This is a genomic window from Endozoicomonas arenosclerae, assembly GCF_001562015.1.
Classification (GTDB): Bacteria; Pseudomonadota; Gammaproteobacteria; order Pseudomonadales; family Endozoicomonadaceae; genus Endozoicomonas_A; species Endozoicomonas_A arenosclerae.
In genome coordinates this window covers 1-14,973 of sequence record NZ_LASA01000132.1, presented here as the reverse complement: position 1 = coordinate 14,973, position 14,973 = coordinate 1, and the positions used below count along the sequence as shown (strand labels likewise).

Below are 14,973 nucleotides of genomic sequence, written 5' to 3'. Positions count from 1 at the left end.
TCATTGGAGTTAACTATTTTGTTTATGTTTTCTTGAGTTCGTCCAAAATACCCATCAATGTTTGAGTTTTTTAATCGTTTCTTTTCTTCAATTGATATTAACTTGAAGAACTTATAGTGTTTTATAGGGAGTATGATGCTCTTGTTAGCGAAGAAGTTTTTGGCTGAGAAAAATTCATTATTATATCCGAGAGCATGAAATCCTTGGTTTAGATTTATATCTTGCTGGAACTTAACTAAAGGGAATTTTCTGAGGGAATCGATTGTACCGTAGTATCGATATCGAAAATCAAATTCAAATGATAATTTCCAATAATTAGAGAATGCCCATTTTATACTTGGTATCGTTTTATATTCATATTTTTCAGTATATGGTCTCCATAAATGATAATTCATAGTATCAATAAAGTTATCTTGATCGATTCTGCAGTCGTTTTTAGGCATCATATCAATCAATATTCCACCACAAAAGCTTACTCCTCTTTTTTCAAGGTTAACTATTAAATTTGATAGATTAAAATAGCCTGAACTATTAATGTCTAAGAATTCATCACTATCTACAGTAAGCATCCATGAATTTTGTTCTTGATAGGTGCAACTGAGTACTTTTATCCAAAATGTCTTAAATAGTTTGAAATTTCCTACTCTAGGTTTGAAAATATAAACATCATCTTCATCTAAAGTCTCTGAAATGCATCTATCAGAGTTGTCATCGATTACAATAAATCTTTCTACCCCGATATTCTTATAATGCTCATACCACTTTTTAAGGAATTGGGTATCGTTCTTTATGACTGAGTATACAGTTCGCTTGTTAGATAGTTCTGGTGACCTTCCTCTTTTATTTAAGAAAACTATTTTCTCAATGTTTGAGATATCATACTCTATGAATGCTTTTTCTTGTTGTCTTTTTAATTCATCTTCGTATTTTTTCTTTTCTTCTGTGTTCTTAGATATGAGGCTCATCGCATAGTATGCGTTTAAGTTTTGATATATGCTAAGTTTTCTATCTTTTGAAGCATACCCTTCTCCTCTTGGCATTAGAGGTTGAATAATCTCTCCGAAATCTATCTCTAAATGCTTAAATGCTTTTGGAAGCGAATTTTTCTTAAAGTCCCGTGCATACCCTGATAGCTTAAAAATATCTATGCCTAGCCTTGATACAAATACTACGTCATCTTGTAGTACAGAGAGCATAAGAGCCATTTCGTCGAATTGTCGAGGAAATAGTGTGCTTATATAGCCGTGCTTAAGATATTTTTTTCTCGGAAGTACAACTCTACCAGAAGTACCATCTCCCCAATTTCCTGAGAATAAGTGGATTAAATAATCTTCATCATCTTTCTTACAAAGGTTGATTAGCTTTTCTACTTCCTCTCTAGTGATATAGTTATCACCATCCAAACTTGCATAATATTTTCCCTGCATTTTTTTCTTGAATGAGTTTTTAGCCCAACAAAAATGCCAGAAAGGGAGGGGGGGCTCTTTGTTGAGCTTTAATAAGCCTGATTTTAGGTCGGAATTAAAATTATCATTTATGTAGTTTTTTGTTTCATCATCCCGATCAAAGCAGTTTATTATTATTTCAATTTCATTATGATAGTTTCTAGCTACGTTAATATTATGATGAAGGGTTTTCATAATATCACCTGTTCGATTCATAACAGGAATACAATATGATATTAGCTTTTCCATAGTCTCTTTATGATTACTTGTTACAGGAATGCTGCGAAAAATCAGATTAATATTTTTTATAAAGCAGCTTCAATTAAACGACCTTCTCTTTTACCAAAATGAACATAGTGCAATAGTGGATTGATATTCGCTTGTTTCACGTCCGGATAAGCTGTGAGATACCAGTCATTATTAAATGCTATTGATGGATTGCGACTTTCCTTATAGCCATGCTGTAGATAATGGATAACAGCGCCTTCCTCAAAGCCAGCAACATCAGGATAGGTTTTTAGGTACCACTCTTCATCAAATAACCCGGAGTTTTTAATCAGCTCAATATCTTTGGTTTTCTGCTGACTTTTTGAGCCCTTGTTGCTTTTGTTGAATACATTAAAAGAGAGTGTTTTCTTACCTTTTCTTGTAACTTCAGAACTGTTTTCATCAGGAGTCACTGACTTTTTGATAAGCATTTCTTTTTCTTCTAACATTCCCGTAAGAACAGCCAGCTCGTCAAAACGCTGTTGTAAGGATTGCTCCATACGGATATTTTCTTTTTTAAGCTCTTCAATGGTCATAGCCGCCTGCTTCTGATCCTGCTCCAAAAGCTGGTTGTGTTGCAGAAGCTGGCTTATCTTTTTGTCTCTTTCTGCTATCTTTTTATTGGCTTCTGTCTGAGCTGCATTGGTTTGCTGTTTAATGAGTTTAAATTGTTCTTCAAGCTGCTTACTGTCACCTTGTAAACCGCTTACCTGAGTACGAAGAGTAACCTTTTCTTTGTTCAGCTGCTGGCATTCCATTTCCGTTTTCTGGAGCAGAGTGGTCAGTTTGGCCAGTTCTTCAAAACGCAGCTCTATATTATTTTCTAACTCGCTTTGCTTTTGACTTGCGGCTTGATGTTCTTCAGAGGCTTTTTGCAACTGGCTGGCTACGGTTTGTTTTTCTTGCTCCAGTTCTGTGATCTGGCTTTCTGTTTGTTCTGCGGCTTGATGCAGATCAAGTATTTTACTTTCCAGATCTTTTTTATTCTCTGAGGTGATGACCAGAGCTTTTGTTGTTTTGTCCAGAGCTTGTGACAGTTGTGTATTATGTTGCTCTTGTGCACTTAAGTGTTCGGTGGTTTCTTGTAGTTGTCTGTCCAGCTTTTTGATCTGTTTTTTGCTGTTGGCGCTGAACCAGGATTCACGGCATGCCACGCCTAATCTGGAATATACGTCTTGCATGATGCGGGTGCCGGTGCTGTTCCCACCCAGACTCAACAACGATTGTATTTTGGCTGTTTGTTGTTCGCCCGCGGCTACTACTAATAAACCATCGCCGTGAACAAACTCAATAGTGCTATAGGTCTTTTTAAGTTTTCGGCAGAGTGGCTTGATCTCTTTTTTCTGACTGCCGTGCACCAATACAATGGCTTGGTCAGACAGTTTTTTCTCCCAACTGTTTACGGGTTTATTATTCAGAATCAACGAGCTATTGTACTTTAGTATCAGAAGGTCCAGAGTACCGTCTTCAATATCTTTAATGCTGCTCAAAGCATCTTCCGAAGAAAGAATTGAAAACTCCTGATAGTGATTGTTGTTGTATTCCTTGATTTCGTCTTGCTGTTGGCTGTTATTCGGCTGATGGCTCTGACGGTTAAAACTGGCGACACAACGGGTATCGGTGTTGAGTTTGTCCACTGCCTGGCATAAAGCAAAATAGCTACTGCCAGTGATCAAATCCGGCTCAAACACCAAACCTGGTTGCTGAGCTTCGATTAGCCAGAAATAAAAAGGAATATGTTCCAGCCATTGGGAGTCGGCCAAAAATCGGGGGCGCCAAAACATAACTCTGGAAGATAGAGGCGGCAGTGAGTTTCTTGATGTTTCAATAAGGTGTTGTTCAGGCATGGTTATTGTGAGTTGTATTTGTTAATAAACTGAGAAGGGATGATTTTTAATTCAATTCATGCAGTGCATTAATGCATGCAATTTCCGATGCGATCGGGAGCTAAACAAATTACAGGGGTATGTTTAGATTGAGGCTTATATAGATGCGCAATTTATCTCAGTACAAAGTACTGGTAGTTGGCAACTTGATTTGGCTTAACTATTTTTTTCAATTTTTCGAGAGAGCTCATCAAGCACACTTCTAAGAGTCACCCGCCAATGCTGTACAGGCATCTCAAGAGCTTTATAGGTGGCTTGCTTATCTAATACACTGTATGCAGGGCGTTTTGCTGGAGTAGGGTAGGCTGATGCAGGAATTGGGTTTATTGGAATACTGTTTTCCAGAATACCAAGGCTAATGGCTTCTTCCTGAATAGCCACGGCAAAATCATACCAGCTGGTAGTGCCCGCATCGGTCCAGTTCATAATAGCGGGTAGTTCTACATTTGTGGTTTGTAGTTTGTCCAGCGCCCGCCAGCAACATTGTGCAAGCGTTTTTGCAGAAGTCGGGGTGCCAATCTGGTCAGCCACTACGCCTAGCTGATCTTTTTCTTGCATCAGGCGCAGCATGGTTTTAACAAAGTTGTTCCCATGTGAGGAATAAACCCATGCGGTACGGATAACAACCGCTTTATTACCCAATATTTCAAGAACCCGTTTTTCACCTTCCAGTTTGCTTTTGCCATAGATACTGATGGGGTTGGTGGTATCGTCCATCTGGTAAGGTGTGGATTGAGTTCCATCAAATACAAAGTCAGTCGATACCTGAACCATTGGAATCTCTAACTTTGAGCAGGCTTCAGCCAGGAAAGCAGTGCCATTGGTATTAACGGCATATGCAGCTTTTGAATCAGTCTCTGCCTTGTCTACAGCTGTGTAAGCTGCTGCATTGATGACTGCTTCAGGCTTGTATAAATCAAAAAATGCAGTAACAGAATCTTGGGAGGTAATATCAAGCTGTTTTCTGTCTGCACAGATCAGCTCAATTTTGTCAGGCACACAGCGTTGTAGTTCATAACCCAGCTGGCCGTTTGCACCTGTAATCAGTACTTTCATGTTTAAACTTCCCTTGCCCAGTTTCCGTCTTCCTGTTTCCAGCTTCCAGCTTCAGAAAATGCCATGGCCTTTTCGTCCTTCCCAGATAGTTGTGGTAGCTCTCCATGGACCAGCGGCCAATCAATAGCGAGTTCTGGATCATTCCAGGCAATGCTCAGGTCATACTCAGGAGCATAGTAGTCAGTGCATTTATAGACAAAGTCAGCCGATTCGCTGGTGACATAAAAGCCATGGGCAAAGCCCTCTGGTACCCAGAACATACGTTTGTTTTCTGCTGAAAGAGAAACACCGTGCCATTGACCATAAGTCTCTGAATCTTTCCTTAAATCAACAGCAACGTCATACACTTCACCCTGAATAACTCGAACCAGCTTACCCTGTGTATGTTGGGTCTGAATGTGCAGGCCTCTCAATATGCCCTGTTTGGAGCGGCTGTGATTGTCCTGAACAAAGTGAGTGGGAAATCCTAAATCTGCAAATTTTTCAGCTTGCCAGGTTTCCATAAAAAATCCACGTCCATCACCAAAAACCTCAGGCTCTATAATTTTTAGACCTTCAATGCCTGTTTCAACTACTCTCATCAAGTCTACCTTCTTTGAACTTTCACTATCTTGCGTGAAGCAATCCATCGCTTCAAGAATTGCCAGTTTAGCTGAGCCTGATCAAGCAATCATCGGTTATAGTGAGAGTACTACAGCTGTGCTCATGGCGACTTGATAAATTACCTGCATGATATCGCTGGTGTACTGCATGGTTTTTTCGTCAACTTGTGGCATCACCAGTATTTCATCACCGGGCTTCACGTCGTATTGCGCTAAGCCACTGCTGAACCAGCCGTCTTTATATTCAATGCGAGAGATAGTGCCGTCCCGGTGCAAGATCAAAATTCGGGATTGGTCGGCTTTCTGGGAGTAGCCACCGGCAGAGGAGACATAATCGTTTATTGTGTTCTGCTGGTCATAGACCATGGCATTGGGGAACATGACTTCGCCATAGACCTGAACAAGCACTGTTTTATTTGGGATAACAATTCGATCTTCATCCTTGAGCTGAACGTCCATTCGGGTTTCGTTCTGACCTAATAGAACCTGACCTCTTGGTTGTACATTTCTAGCTCGGGCGACAAACTGCAGTATGGAGTCTGCGTCAGCTTGTCTAAGCTTTGCTTCACCTACGCTCTTGCTGCGTGCTGATAAGGCTGCTTGTTCCAGTTGCTGCAACTGAACTTCCAGCATGGCTTTTTGACGTTTTGCAACTGATTCACGGAACAACTGCATGGCCGCCATATTGGAGCGCTCATTGGGTGACAATCTTGTCATCAAATCCTTGATGGTGCTGCCGTATGGCAGGATGTAAATAGCCTGACCATTATGCTCTCCCTCTACCGATACACTTATGGTGCCTGGCATCTTATCTGAAACGACCGTGACTTCATCGCCACTCTGTAGTAATACATCATTGGTCGCTGAAATCGGCAGGTATTCAACGTTGCGTTTGGCCATCTGGTTTCTGGCTATTCGAACATGAGTGGCTTCTGGGAAAACACCTACCATATCCAGCGCTTCTTTGAGTGAGGTTTCACCATTGGCAAATTCGATCTGAACCGGGTTTTCCACTAACCCGTCAAAACCTGCAACACCCTGGCGGGTTTTGACCACTAGCGTGTCACCATCACCGAGCTGCACCTGCTCAATAGAACCCTTCAATAGAAACTCGTAGAGATTGAAACTGGCACGGGTTTCGCCATTTCGTTTTAGTTCAACATTCAAGTAGCTGCCTGATTCAGGACGGATGCCACCTGCTTTTGCCAGAAAGGCAAGAATAGAATCCGAAGAGAACCCGCCATAAAGGCCTGGTGATTTAACAAAACCAGTCACAAACAGTTTAACGGGCTCTGCGGCATTCAGGCTTGCATAAAGGTTGACATTTTTCTGGTAAACGCTACGTACTTTTTTCTCAATAACAGTGTTGAGGTCTTTATTGGCTATGCCTTCCAATCGGACTGGGCCTACCTGGGGTATGAAAACATTGCCCTGGGCATCTACCGTCAGCTCAACCGCTACTTCGTAGGCGCCCCACATTTGCAGTGTGATTCTGTCCCCGATGGCTAAGGTATATTCGGGGTTAAAGCCCTTGAATTCAGCCTGTTTGAAACCTTCAAACAGGTTTTGACCAAACACAGGGCGGACTTTTACGCTTTCAACCACTTCCGGGCCGGCAGCTTCTGTCTCAGTGCTTTCGGGTAATGCCGTGTTAGCGTAGCTTGTCATGCACAGCATCAAAGCCGCTACAGATGTGATGAGTTGTAGTTTCATAGAGTTTTCGTTCGGAAATATGTTAATGCTTAAAATGAGTCGACTTCTTGTCAGTTTTATTAGTCTCGATGCTCTTTAACTGTGGCCCGGATCATGCGTGCCAGAGCAAATAGCATTAACAAAATCAACAGAATATTGGTGAGAGAGTAGGCAACTCTGGGGTACTTGGCGTCTTCAGCCTGGTAGGGGCTGCTGACAACAACCAGCTGCTTGAGCTTGCGGCTGGCTTCTGTTCGGGTACTCTCCAGCGCAACTAATGCTGAGGTATAAGCCTGGGTGGCCAGGTCAAGATCCAGTTGTAATTCTTGCTGTTGTGCTGCCAGGTCATTCAGGGAAGTGGTGCGGCTATCAACCAGCTTGTCTTTTTCAGTGGTGATCTGTGATTGGAGAGCCCGTATACGTTGTCTCAATGCAGTAACCTGGGCTGAATTTTCATTCAGGTAAGAAGTCAGTGTTTGGATCTCGGTCTGACTTCTGATTAATTCAGCCTGCAACTCATTCATAATGCCACTCAGAGCCGCACCTTGTTCTTCAACACTGAGCAAGCCGGTTTCATTCTGAAAGTTCAGCAGTCTGCGAGTAAAGTCTTTGAGCCGCTTCTCTGCAAGTTCTACTTCTGAGCGCACAAACTTTAACTGTTCGTTGGCCATGTTGTGGCTGATTTCGTTAACGAAAACTTCGCTTTTATCAAGAATCAGGTCGGTAACTTGCTTGGCGTAGGCTGGCTCAAAGGCTTGTACTTCCATGTCCAGCATACCATTGGTGTCGTTGTAGGTAACACGAATATGGCTCCGATAGAAAGCCAGAAAATCTTCCTGGCTGGCTGATGGCGAGAGCCTGGAGATCCAGTCAGCGGATTCAATGTAGTGCTCTTTGAGAGAGAGTTCCTGGTCTAGGAAATTGAGCATGTCAGGTGACTGAATGAAGGTTTCCAGAATTCTCTGATCATTACTGGCCTGAGGGGTAACGCCAAACAAACTCAGGCCTTCAATAGCGCCACCACCGGAATCACTCCTTTCGATCAGAAAGCTGGCTTCAGAAACATAACGATCAGAGGCAACCAGGTTGAAATAGAGAGCGCAGATTACCCAGGGAAGCAGGACAATAGCTGTGAACCATTGACCTGTCTGGTGAGTAAGAAGCGTTTTCTTTACTTTGGAGGCAAGCTGAAGTTGATCCAGTTTGCTCTTAAACGTATTAGCTGTGTTGGCAAAGCCGGATTTAGCATCTGGTTTTTTAAGAAGAGCTTCGTTTTTTAGCGATTGATCTTCTTGGGGAGGAGCTTGAATAGTGTCTGGCATAGTAAGTCGGAGAAAAATTACATTGAATTATAAGCGGCAATGGCATCATCTATGCTGTCATGGACATGGATCTTGCCTTCTTTTATATAAATGCCTATATCACACTGTCGTTTGAGTTCATTGAGATTGTGTGAGACAAACAGAAAGTTGGCAACGCCTTTTTTGGCGTCAAAGGTTTCTCGGCACTTTTCTTTGAATCGCTTGTCACCAACAGCGGTCAGTTCATCAATCAGGTAATAGTCGAAGTCAAAGGCCATGCTGACAGCAAAAGAAAATTTTGATCTCATGCCTGAGGAATAGCTTTTTAATGGCATCTCGAAGAAGTTATCAAGCTCAGAGAAGGCTTTTATGAACTCTATTTTTTCGTTGATTTCTTCTTTGCTTTTGCCATAAATCCTGCAGATGAACTCAGCATTTTCACGCCCAGTCATACTGCCTTGATAGCCAGATAGACCAAGTGGCCAAGACACATTTCCTTCGACTTTTATACTGCCTTTATTGGGGAAGTCTACACCGGCAAGGAGCCTCATTAAGGTCGATTTTCCACTACCGTTTGCACCAAAAACACCAATGTTGACATCACCTGGCAGAATCAGATCAACCTCTTTGAGAATATAGTGGCGACCCTGAGGGGTTGGGTAATACTTGGTAACATTTTTGAACGTGATCATGATGTTAGCATCCTCCGCCAGTTAGCTCTGAGCACCAGCAAGCCGAGGGTAAGTGACATTAATGCCCAGACTTCCAGGTATTCAAGGCTAAGTAACGAAGTGTTGTAGTCGTACGAGAAGCTGGAGCGCATAAATTCGAAGGCATGAATCAATGGGTTCCAAAGGAGGATTGACTGAGCATCTGAAGGAAGGTCATTAATGGTAAAAAATGTACATGAAATAAACATTAATGGTCTAAGCAGCGTGGGAATAAATTTTCCTATTTCCGGGAAGAGTGTATTGACTGTGCCAAAGATAAGTCCAAGTCCAAATGCAAGAATGCTCAACAATATGTAGGCGTAAATAAAAATTAGAGTATTTACGAAGTTAACTTCATACCCTAGCCACCAGGTTGCTGTAATAATGCCAGCCAGAACGATGAAGGACGTGATGGCTTCAAGGAGAAAACGAGTAAGAAATGTGTCGAATACACGAACCTGTCTGTATATTAGAAGGTTTGTATTAGCAGTAACGGCATTCATACACTGGTTAATGACTTTTTGGAAATATAAGAAGGGTGCTATGCCTGTGGCGAGAAAAAGAGGCAGCTCAAGGCCACCTACTGAGTCCCTGCCACCAAAGTAAAATAGACCCATAAAAACGGCAATTTGCAAGATGGGTTCTATGAAGGCCCAGGCCATGCCAAGTCGATAGGACCCAAAACGGGTTTTGAGCTCTCGGATGAGCAGTGCATGAAGTACTGCAATTTGTATTTTTAACGGGGATCTGGCTTGCATAGAGGGTCTAGGATTCGCACTTTAAGTGCTCAAGGCATTTAATTCTATGAAAAAGAGTGTTGAATAAATTAATGCAGATGAATGAATAGGTTCTATAAGTACTGTAATTGCATAGTCAGCGTATTCAGGCACGCTACCGCCCATCAGTCTTTGTCCAATTGGTCAATAAAATTGCAATGGACGCGCATATGCAGAAACAGCGCAGCAAAAAAATTTTGCGCAAATTTAAGGTATTTGACTGGGTTAGAAAATCGTGTCTTTTCGCAGTTGCTTAATATGTAAATATGTGCATCTGTTGTGTAAAGGGCGAGCTGCTTTGTTTTCTGTCGTTTACTGGGCGAAGGCGAGCTACTTGATAGGTAGCAATGACTGTGTCAAGTAGTCCAATTTTCTGCTTGTTCATATTCTGATCCATAGAATGCAGTGGTCATATTTTCGCGAAAATATATACGACATTCCCATCCGATGCAAGAAATATAGGGTGTTACTCTCTGTGATAAGCGCATTCTGAAGTAGTGTATTAGTATGCGCTATAAGCTATTTGTTTGATCATATTTCGGAAAGATAGAGCATGCTAGCTGCGTGTTTTTTAGGTACACGCACGTATAGTTTGCTAACGCATTCCCTTTAATATCCTGCCCCCTATACACACTCCAAACCTATCAAGCCTTTAAGCAACAGTGTTCAGGGTTGTTGCTCTTTCCGAGCAGACTTAGCGCAGTATCAGAATTGCAGCAACTGAAGGGCGGTAGCGTGTTCATATGTCTGTAGCGCTCGTTTAAGTAGTCAATCTCTAGTAGAAAAATATCCAGGATGTCTATATGGAGTCAGATCTGTTGATCGCAGTCTCTGCGTTTTTCCTTTCCTTTTTTTTGATCCGATGTCTCAAGCCTGCAGCCTGTCGTGTAGGTTTGCTGGATCAACCCGATGAGCGAAAACAGCATGCCGGTATTGTGCCACTGGTCGGTGGTTTGGCTATTTACCTCACAATCATGATTCTCGGCTTTCTCTTTCTATCAAATACACTGCTTTTGGACAGCTATTTGATTGCAGCAGGCATGATGACGATCATTGGTGCCCTGGATGATCGTTATGACCTCAGGGTATCCATCCGTGTGCTCTCAACTTTTGCAGCGACAGCAGTGACAATGATCTGGGCTGGGATGATGTTTTCTGATTTGGGAAATGTTTTTGGCCTTGGCGATGTCTCACTTCCAGTCTGGCTGGCTGCTCCCTTCACACTGGTGGCTGCATTTGGAGTTGTCAACGCCTACAATATGATAGATGGGCTTGATGGTCTGAGTGCTGGGGTGACCATGTTGTCTCTGTCTTCTATTCTAGTGGCAGGTAACCCTACTGGGTATATGGCGCCGCTGATAATAATCATGATCCTTGCTATTACAGCATTTCAGCTTTATAACCTGCAGATTTCAAGGCGATTAAAGAAAGTCTTTCTTGGTGATGCGGGCAGTATGCTAATTGGTTTCTCAATTATCTTTCTAATTGAGTACTATTCACAGCCTCGTGGTGCAAGAGGTGTCATGTTTGAACCAGTAACAGGACTGTTTTTTATCGGCTTACCGTTGGTTGATATGGTAACTACAGTTCTTAGAAGACTTTTTAAGAAGCAGAGCCCTTTCAAAGCAGACAGAACTCATGCTCATCATATTCTTCTTAGAGCCGGTTTTACGCCTAAAATGGCAATGCTTATTCTTGTATTGATTTCTGCCATATTTAACTTAACTGGTTTATATCTTGACTATGTTGGTATGGAAAGCAATTGGCAGATATTAATATTCCTCCTTTATTCATTTGCATACTATAAGATGATAAAAAGAGCTTATAAATTCAGTCGGTTTTTGCGATCTAAACTTACATATGCATAGAATTCGATAAGTTATTAAAATATAAGAGTAAACCATAGGCATTAATAAAAGATGAACTTGGTTTACAGTAACCCTGGATCCATACTTTACACATCTCAATTAATTGAAAAAGTCTCCTATAAAGAAAAATGTTTACTGGGTATTTGAAAATACAGGTTCAAGCAATTTTACGGTATTAATATGGGAGCTTCTGGGTGAATAGCATAGTGCTCCTGGTTTTTCATTCTGTTTGATAGAAATATGCATTATTCATACTGATGAATGGATGTGTGGTAATAAATTGATCAACAGATATATTTTTTTAATATAAAGTAAGAGTAAATGAAATATTTAGTAACAGGTGCAGCTGGTTTTATTGGTTTTTATGTCTCAAAACGTCTGTGCGAATTGGGGTATGAAGTAGTTGGATTAGATAATCTTAATGACTATTATGAAACAAAGTTAAAGCATGATCGTTTAGAATTACTAAAGCCATATGCGAACTTTCGGTTTGTCACGATGGACTTGTCTGATAGGGAGTCAATATCTGATTTTTTTAAAACGGAGAAATTTAACCGAGTCATTCACCTGGCTGCACAGGCTGGAGTTCGCTATTCTCTTGAAAACCCAATGGCTTATGTTGATAGTAACCTGGTAGGTATGATGACCATACTCGAGGGCTGTAGAAATAATGACATTGAGCATTTGGTATATGCGTCATCAAGTTCAGTTTATGGCATGAATAGTAAGATGCCGTACTCAACGAAAGATGCTGTTGATCATCCTGTTTCATTGTATGCAGCCACAAAAAAATCTAATGAACTCATGGCTCATAGTTACTCACATCTCTATGGGCTGCCAACTACTGGACTGAGGTTCTTTACCGTAAATGGTCCTTGGGGCAGACCTGATATGGCGGCCTGGAAGTTTACTAAAGCAATTTTAGAAGATCAGCCTATAAACGTGTTTAATAATGGTGAATTGAAAAGAGACTTTACTGATATTGAAGATATTGTTGATGGGGTCATCAGAATTCAGGATGTTATCCCTGTAAGTGTTACTGGTTTTAAAAATGATGATCCGAGTCGTAGCTCTAGTCCGTATCGAATATATAACATAGGAAATAATCAGCCTGTTAAACTATTGGATTTTATCGCAGCCATTGAATCTGCATGTGGAAAGAAAGCCATTAAGAACTTTATGCCTATGCAAGCAGGTGACGTTTATGTCACATATGCTGATATTACTGATATTAATAGAGTGGTTGACTTCAAGCCTAAAGTTTCAATTGAAGCATCAATGGATAGGTTCGTAAAATGGTATCGTAAATGGTGCATGATACCTAAGAATTAATTTTTGTGAAATTTTGATTTTGAATATTGTTTGGATTTCGGAAAAAGTATTCTAAATGAAACAGAGCAGATTGTTGTTTGATGAGAGAATGGTTCCCTCTGATGAGTTGGCTGGAGAGACTGAAGGTCAATGGATTGATAGTAAGTTACTCCTGGTTTCGAATCGCATCGACTTGGTACCGAAGTTGCTCTACATAAAGTCTTTAGAGCAAGAGAGAGAGGCTGGGTATCCAGAATATCTCTATAAAGAACATTTGGCATGTTTCTCTCTCGGGAAGTTTATAGAACCAGGTAATCCTGAGAAAGATAGCTTTCTTAAATATAAAAATACATTCAATAAATTGTTTGAATCTATAAAGCATGATGGGTTTGATTCTACGGTATCGTTAATTCCTGTTTCTAAAAAGGGTAACTGTCTTATCGATGGAGCTCATAGGAGTAGTTGTGCCATTTATCTTAACAAAAACATTCCAATCGTACAGTTTGATACTAAACCTAAAAAATTTGATATTCAATACTTTATATCCAGAGGAATGCTAAGCCAGGATGCCGATTATATATTGAAAAGCTATATAGAAATCAATGATAGTATGAATTTTTATGCGATCTGTATCTGGCCTAACTCTCGAGAGTATTTGAATTCAATAGAAACTGAAATAAATGAAAATTTCAATATTCTATTTAAGAAAAATATTATATTAACAGATAATGGTGCTCATAATTTTTTGAGTCAGATCTATTCTAAGGGGCATTGGGTAGGCAACTACAAAAATGATTACCAAGGAATAATCGAAAAGAAAAGTGAATGCTTCGGTAGTTGTCATGAAAGTCTGACAGTATTTTTTATTGAGACCTCCAAAGAGCTGGATGATATAGTTAAGTTTAAAGAGGACATAAGAGATAAGTTTGGAAAGAAAAAGCACTTGCTGCATATAACGGATGATAAAGAAGAATGCCTTCAAGTATGCGAACTTTTACTGAATGAGAATTCTATCAATCACTTAAATAACTCATTTCCAACACATTCCAAAAATTTTCAAATGAATTTTGAAAAGTTTAGGAAAGAGCTTGAAGATAAAGAGATCGATCGTGAGTCTATATGTATCATAAATGGTTCTGTACTTTCAGTTTTTGGAATAAGAGATACAGATGATATCGATTATGTTTGCTCTAATACATTACACCCTATCTTAGGTGGTTATGACTTGGCAAATAATCTATGTAATAAAGTTGGTATTGATATTAATGAGTTGGTTTATAACCCGAATCAGCACTTTTACTATATGGGTATAAAGTTTGCCTCGCTAGATGTTTTTTTAAAAATTAAAAATTTTAGAAGAGAGCCAAAAGATCTGGATGATATAAAACTAGTAAAATGCTTTGAAAGTTCTGATAAGAACGTCAAGTCTTATTTGTTTAGTAAAAAGGTGATGATTAAAAGGAACTGTAAAAGGTTTTTTATGTTACAAAAAAATCGGGCCGTTAAGTTAACAAAGACTTTGGGTGTATATGGATTTTTGAAAAGTCTAATAGGTGGTAAATAAAAAGTAATTTATCAACTTAAGAATAGTAAGTGATCTCAATTTGGTAATTACACTTGATTTTATACTGTTGATTTAATTTTCTTTATATTTTATTAAATAGTCTGGATTAAACGTTGAGAGATTGTGTGGCATTGTTATAGTCTTGTCTGTATCACTAGTTAACGGGGCTTTTTAGCCATAAATGTTAATTTGGTATGAGTTTTTAATTTTTGACGGATAACAGAAGCAAAGGCCGCTATCTCTATTGCTACACAGATTGCTTTTAATGATTATTAGGGAACCTGCGAATAACCTCTAATTTACTTCCCTTCTTGAATCGAGTTCGAAGTAGGACTGAAATCAGAGGTCTCAACCCCTTATTTGTATGATATTTAGCCACTTTCGTGACTTCAGGGCGGACTAACCCTGTGCCCGGATCATTTGATCCAGTCGAACAATATTCGCCAGGGCAAATAAAGTAGACAGTTTATTGTCATTCTTCTTCAAACCTCGATA

At 40.1% G+C, this 14,973-nt stretch carries 11 protein-coding genes; 3 read left to right on the top strand and 8 right to left on the bottom strand.

Annotated features, from left to right (window positions below; genetic code table 11):
- From WG89_RS20515 to WG89_RS20480, 8 genes are all read right to left on the bottom strand, one after another.
- Window positions 1–1,640: glycosyltransferase family 2 protein (locus WG89_RS20515; RefSeq protein ID WP_172806874.1), on the bottom strand; the 1,640-nt coding region annotated here is incomplete at its 3' end.
- 110 nt (window positions 1,641–1,750) lie between these two features.
- On the bottom strand, window positions 1,751–3,475 hold the full coding sequence (locus WG89_RS20510; RefSeq protein WP_172806873.1) for a coiled-coil domain-containing protein: 1,725 nt from the start codon (window positions 3,473–3,475) through the stop codon (window positions 1,751–1,753).
- Window positions 3,476–3,754: 279 nt separating this feature from the next.
- Window positions 3,755–4,654: a dTDP-4-dehydrorhamnose reductase gene (gene rfbD, locus WG89_RS20505; protein ID WP_062269308.1), complete on the bottom strand. Its 900-nt coding sequence runs from the start codon at window positions 4,652–4,654 to the stop codon at window positions 3,755–3,757.
- 2 nt (window positions 4,655–4,656) lie between these two features.
- Window positions 4,657–5,235: a dTDP-4-dehydrorhamnose 3,5-epimerase gene (rfbC, locus tag WG89_RS20500; RefSeq protein WP_062269306.1), complete on the bottom strand. Its 579-nt coding sequence runs from the start codon at window positions 5,233–5,235 to the stop codon at window positions 4,657–4,659.
- 96 nt (window positions 5,236–5,331) lie between these two features.
- Window positions 5,332–6,969, bottom strand: a complete 1,638-nt coding sequence (locus WG89_RS20495) for a polysaccharide biosynthesis/export family protein (protein WP_079253954.1) — start codon at window positions 6,967–6,969, stop codon at window positions 5,332–5,334.
- A gap of 59 nt (window positions 6,970–7,028) precedes the next feature.
- Window positions 7,029–8,270: a KpsE/RkpR family capsule polysaccharide export protein gene (locus WG89_RS20490; protein WP_062269302.1), complete on the bottom strand. Its 1,242-nt coding sequence runs from the start codon at window positions 8,268–8,270 to the stop codon at window positions 7,029–7,031.
- 17 nt (window positions 8,271–8,287) lie between these two features.
- Complete coding sequence (locus WG89_RS20485; RefSeq protein ID WP_062269300.1) at window positions 8,288–8,941, bottom strand: ABC transporter ATP-binding protein; 654 nt, start codon at window positions 8,939–8,941, stop codon at window positions 8,288–8,290.
- Window positions 8,938–9,717 carry an ABC transporter permease gene (locus WG89_RS20480; RefSeq protein ID WP_062269298.1) on the bottom strand — a complete coding sequence of 260 codons (780 nt, stop codon included), beginning with the start codon at window positions 9,715–9,717 and terminating at the stop codon, window positions 8,938–8,940. Before WG89_RS20480 ends, WG89_RS20485 begins: the two co-directional genes overlap by 4 nt.
- An 821-nt stretch (window positions 9,718–10,538) precedes the next feature.
- Here WG89_RS20480 and WG89_RS20475 point away from each other — a divergent pair.
- From WG89_RS20475 to WG89_RS20465, 3 genes are all read left to right on the top strand, one after another.
- Entirely contained in the window at window positions 10,539–11,603 is a 1,065-nt protein-coding gene (locus WG89_RS20475) for an undecaprenyl/decaprenyl-phosphate alpha-N-acetylglucosaminyl 1-phosphate transferase (RefSeq protein ID WP_062269296.1), read from the top strand.
- Between the two features lie 321 nt (window positions 11,604–11,924).
- Entirely contained in the window at window positions 11,925–12,935 is a 1,011-nt protein-coding gene (locus WG89_RS20470; protein ID WP_062269295.1) for an NAD-dependent epimerase, read from the top strand.
- A 55-nt stretch (window positions 12,936–12,990) separates the two neighbouring features.
- Window positions 12,991–14,478, top strand: a complete 1,488-nt coding sequence (locus tag WG89_RS20465) for a hypothetical protein (RefSeq protein ID WP_062269294.1) — start codon at window positions 12,991–12,993, stop codon at window positions 14,476–14,478.
- Window positions 14,479–14,973 lie beyond the last annotated feature (495 nt).

Bases quoted from the DNA above. Each gene is read 5' to 3' on its own strand.
- rfbD (WP_062269308.1), bottom strand. From the start codon at position 4,654: ATGAAAGTACTGATTACAGGTGCAAACGGCCAGCTGGGTTATGAACTA.
- rfbC (WP_062269306.1), bottom strand. From the start codon at position 5,235: ATGAGAGTAGTTGAAACAGGCATTGAAGGTCTAAAAATTATAGAGCCT.
- WG89_RS20495 (WP_079253954.1), bottom strand. From the start codon at position 6,969: ATGAAACTACAACTCATCACATCTGTAGCGGCTTTGATGCTGTGCATG.
- WG89_RS20490 (WP_062269302.1), bottom strand. From the start codon at position 8,270: ATGCCAGACACTATTCAAGCTCCTCCCCAAGAAGATCAATCGCTAAAA.
- WG89_RS20485 (WP_062269300.1), bottom strand. From the start codon at position 8,941: ATGATCACGTTCAAAAATGTTACCAAGTATTACCCAACCCCTCAGGGT.
- WG89_RS20480 (WP_062269298.1), bottom strand. From the start codon at position 9,717: ATGCAAGCCAGATCCCCGTTAAAAATACAAATTGCAGTACTTCATGCA.
- WG89_RS20475 (WP_062269296.1), top strand. From the start codon at position 10,539: ATGGAGTCAGATCTGTTGATCGCAGTCTCTGCGTTTTTCCTTTCCTTT.
- WG89_RS20470 (WP_062269295.1), top strand. From the start codon at position 11,925: ATGAAATATTTAGTAACAGGTGCAGCTGGTTTTATTGGTTTTTATGTC.
- WG89_RS20465 (WP_062269294.1), top strand. From the start codon at position 12,991: ATGAAACAGAGCAGATTGTTGTTTGATGAGAGAATGGTTCCCTCTGAT.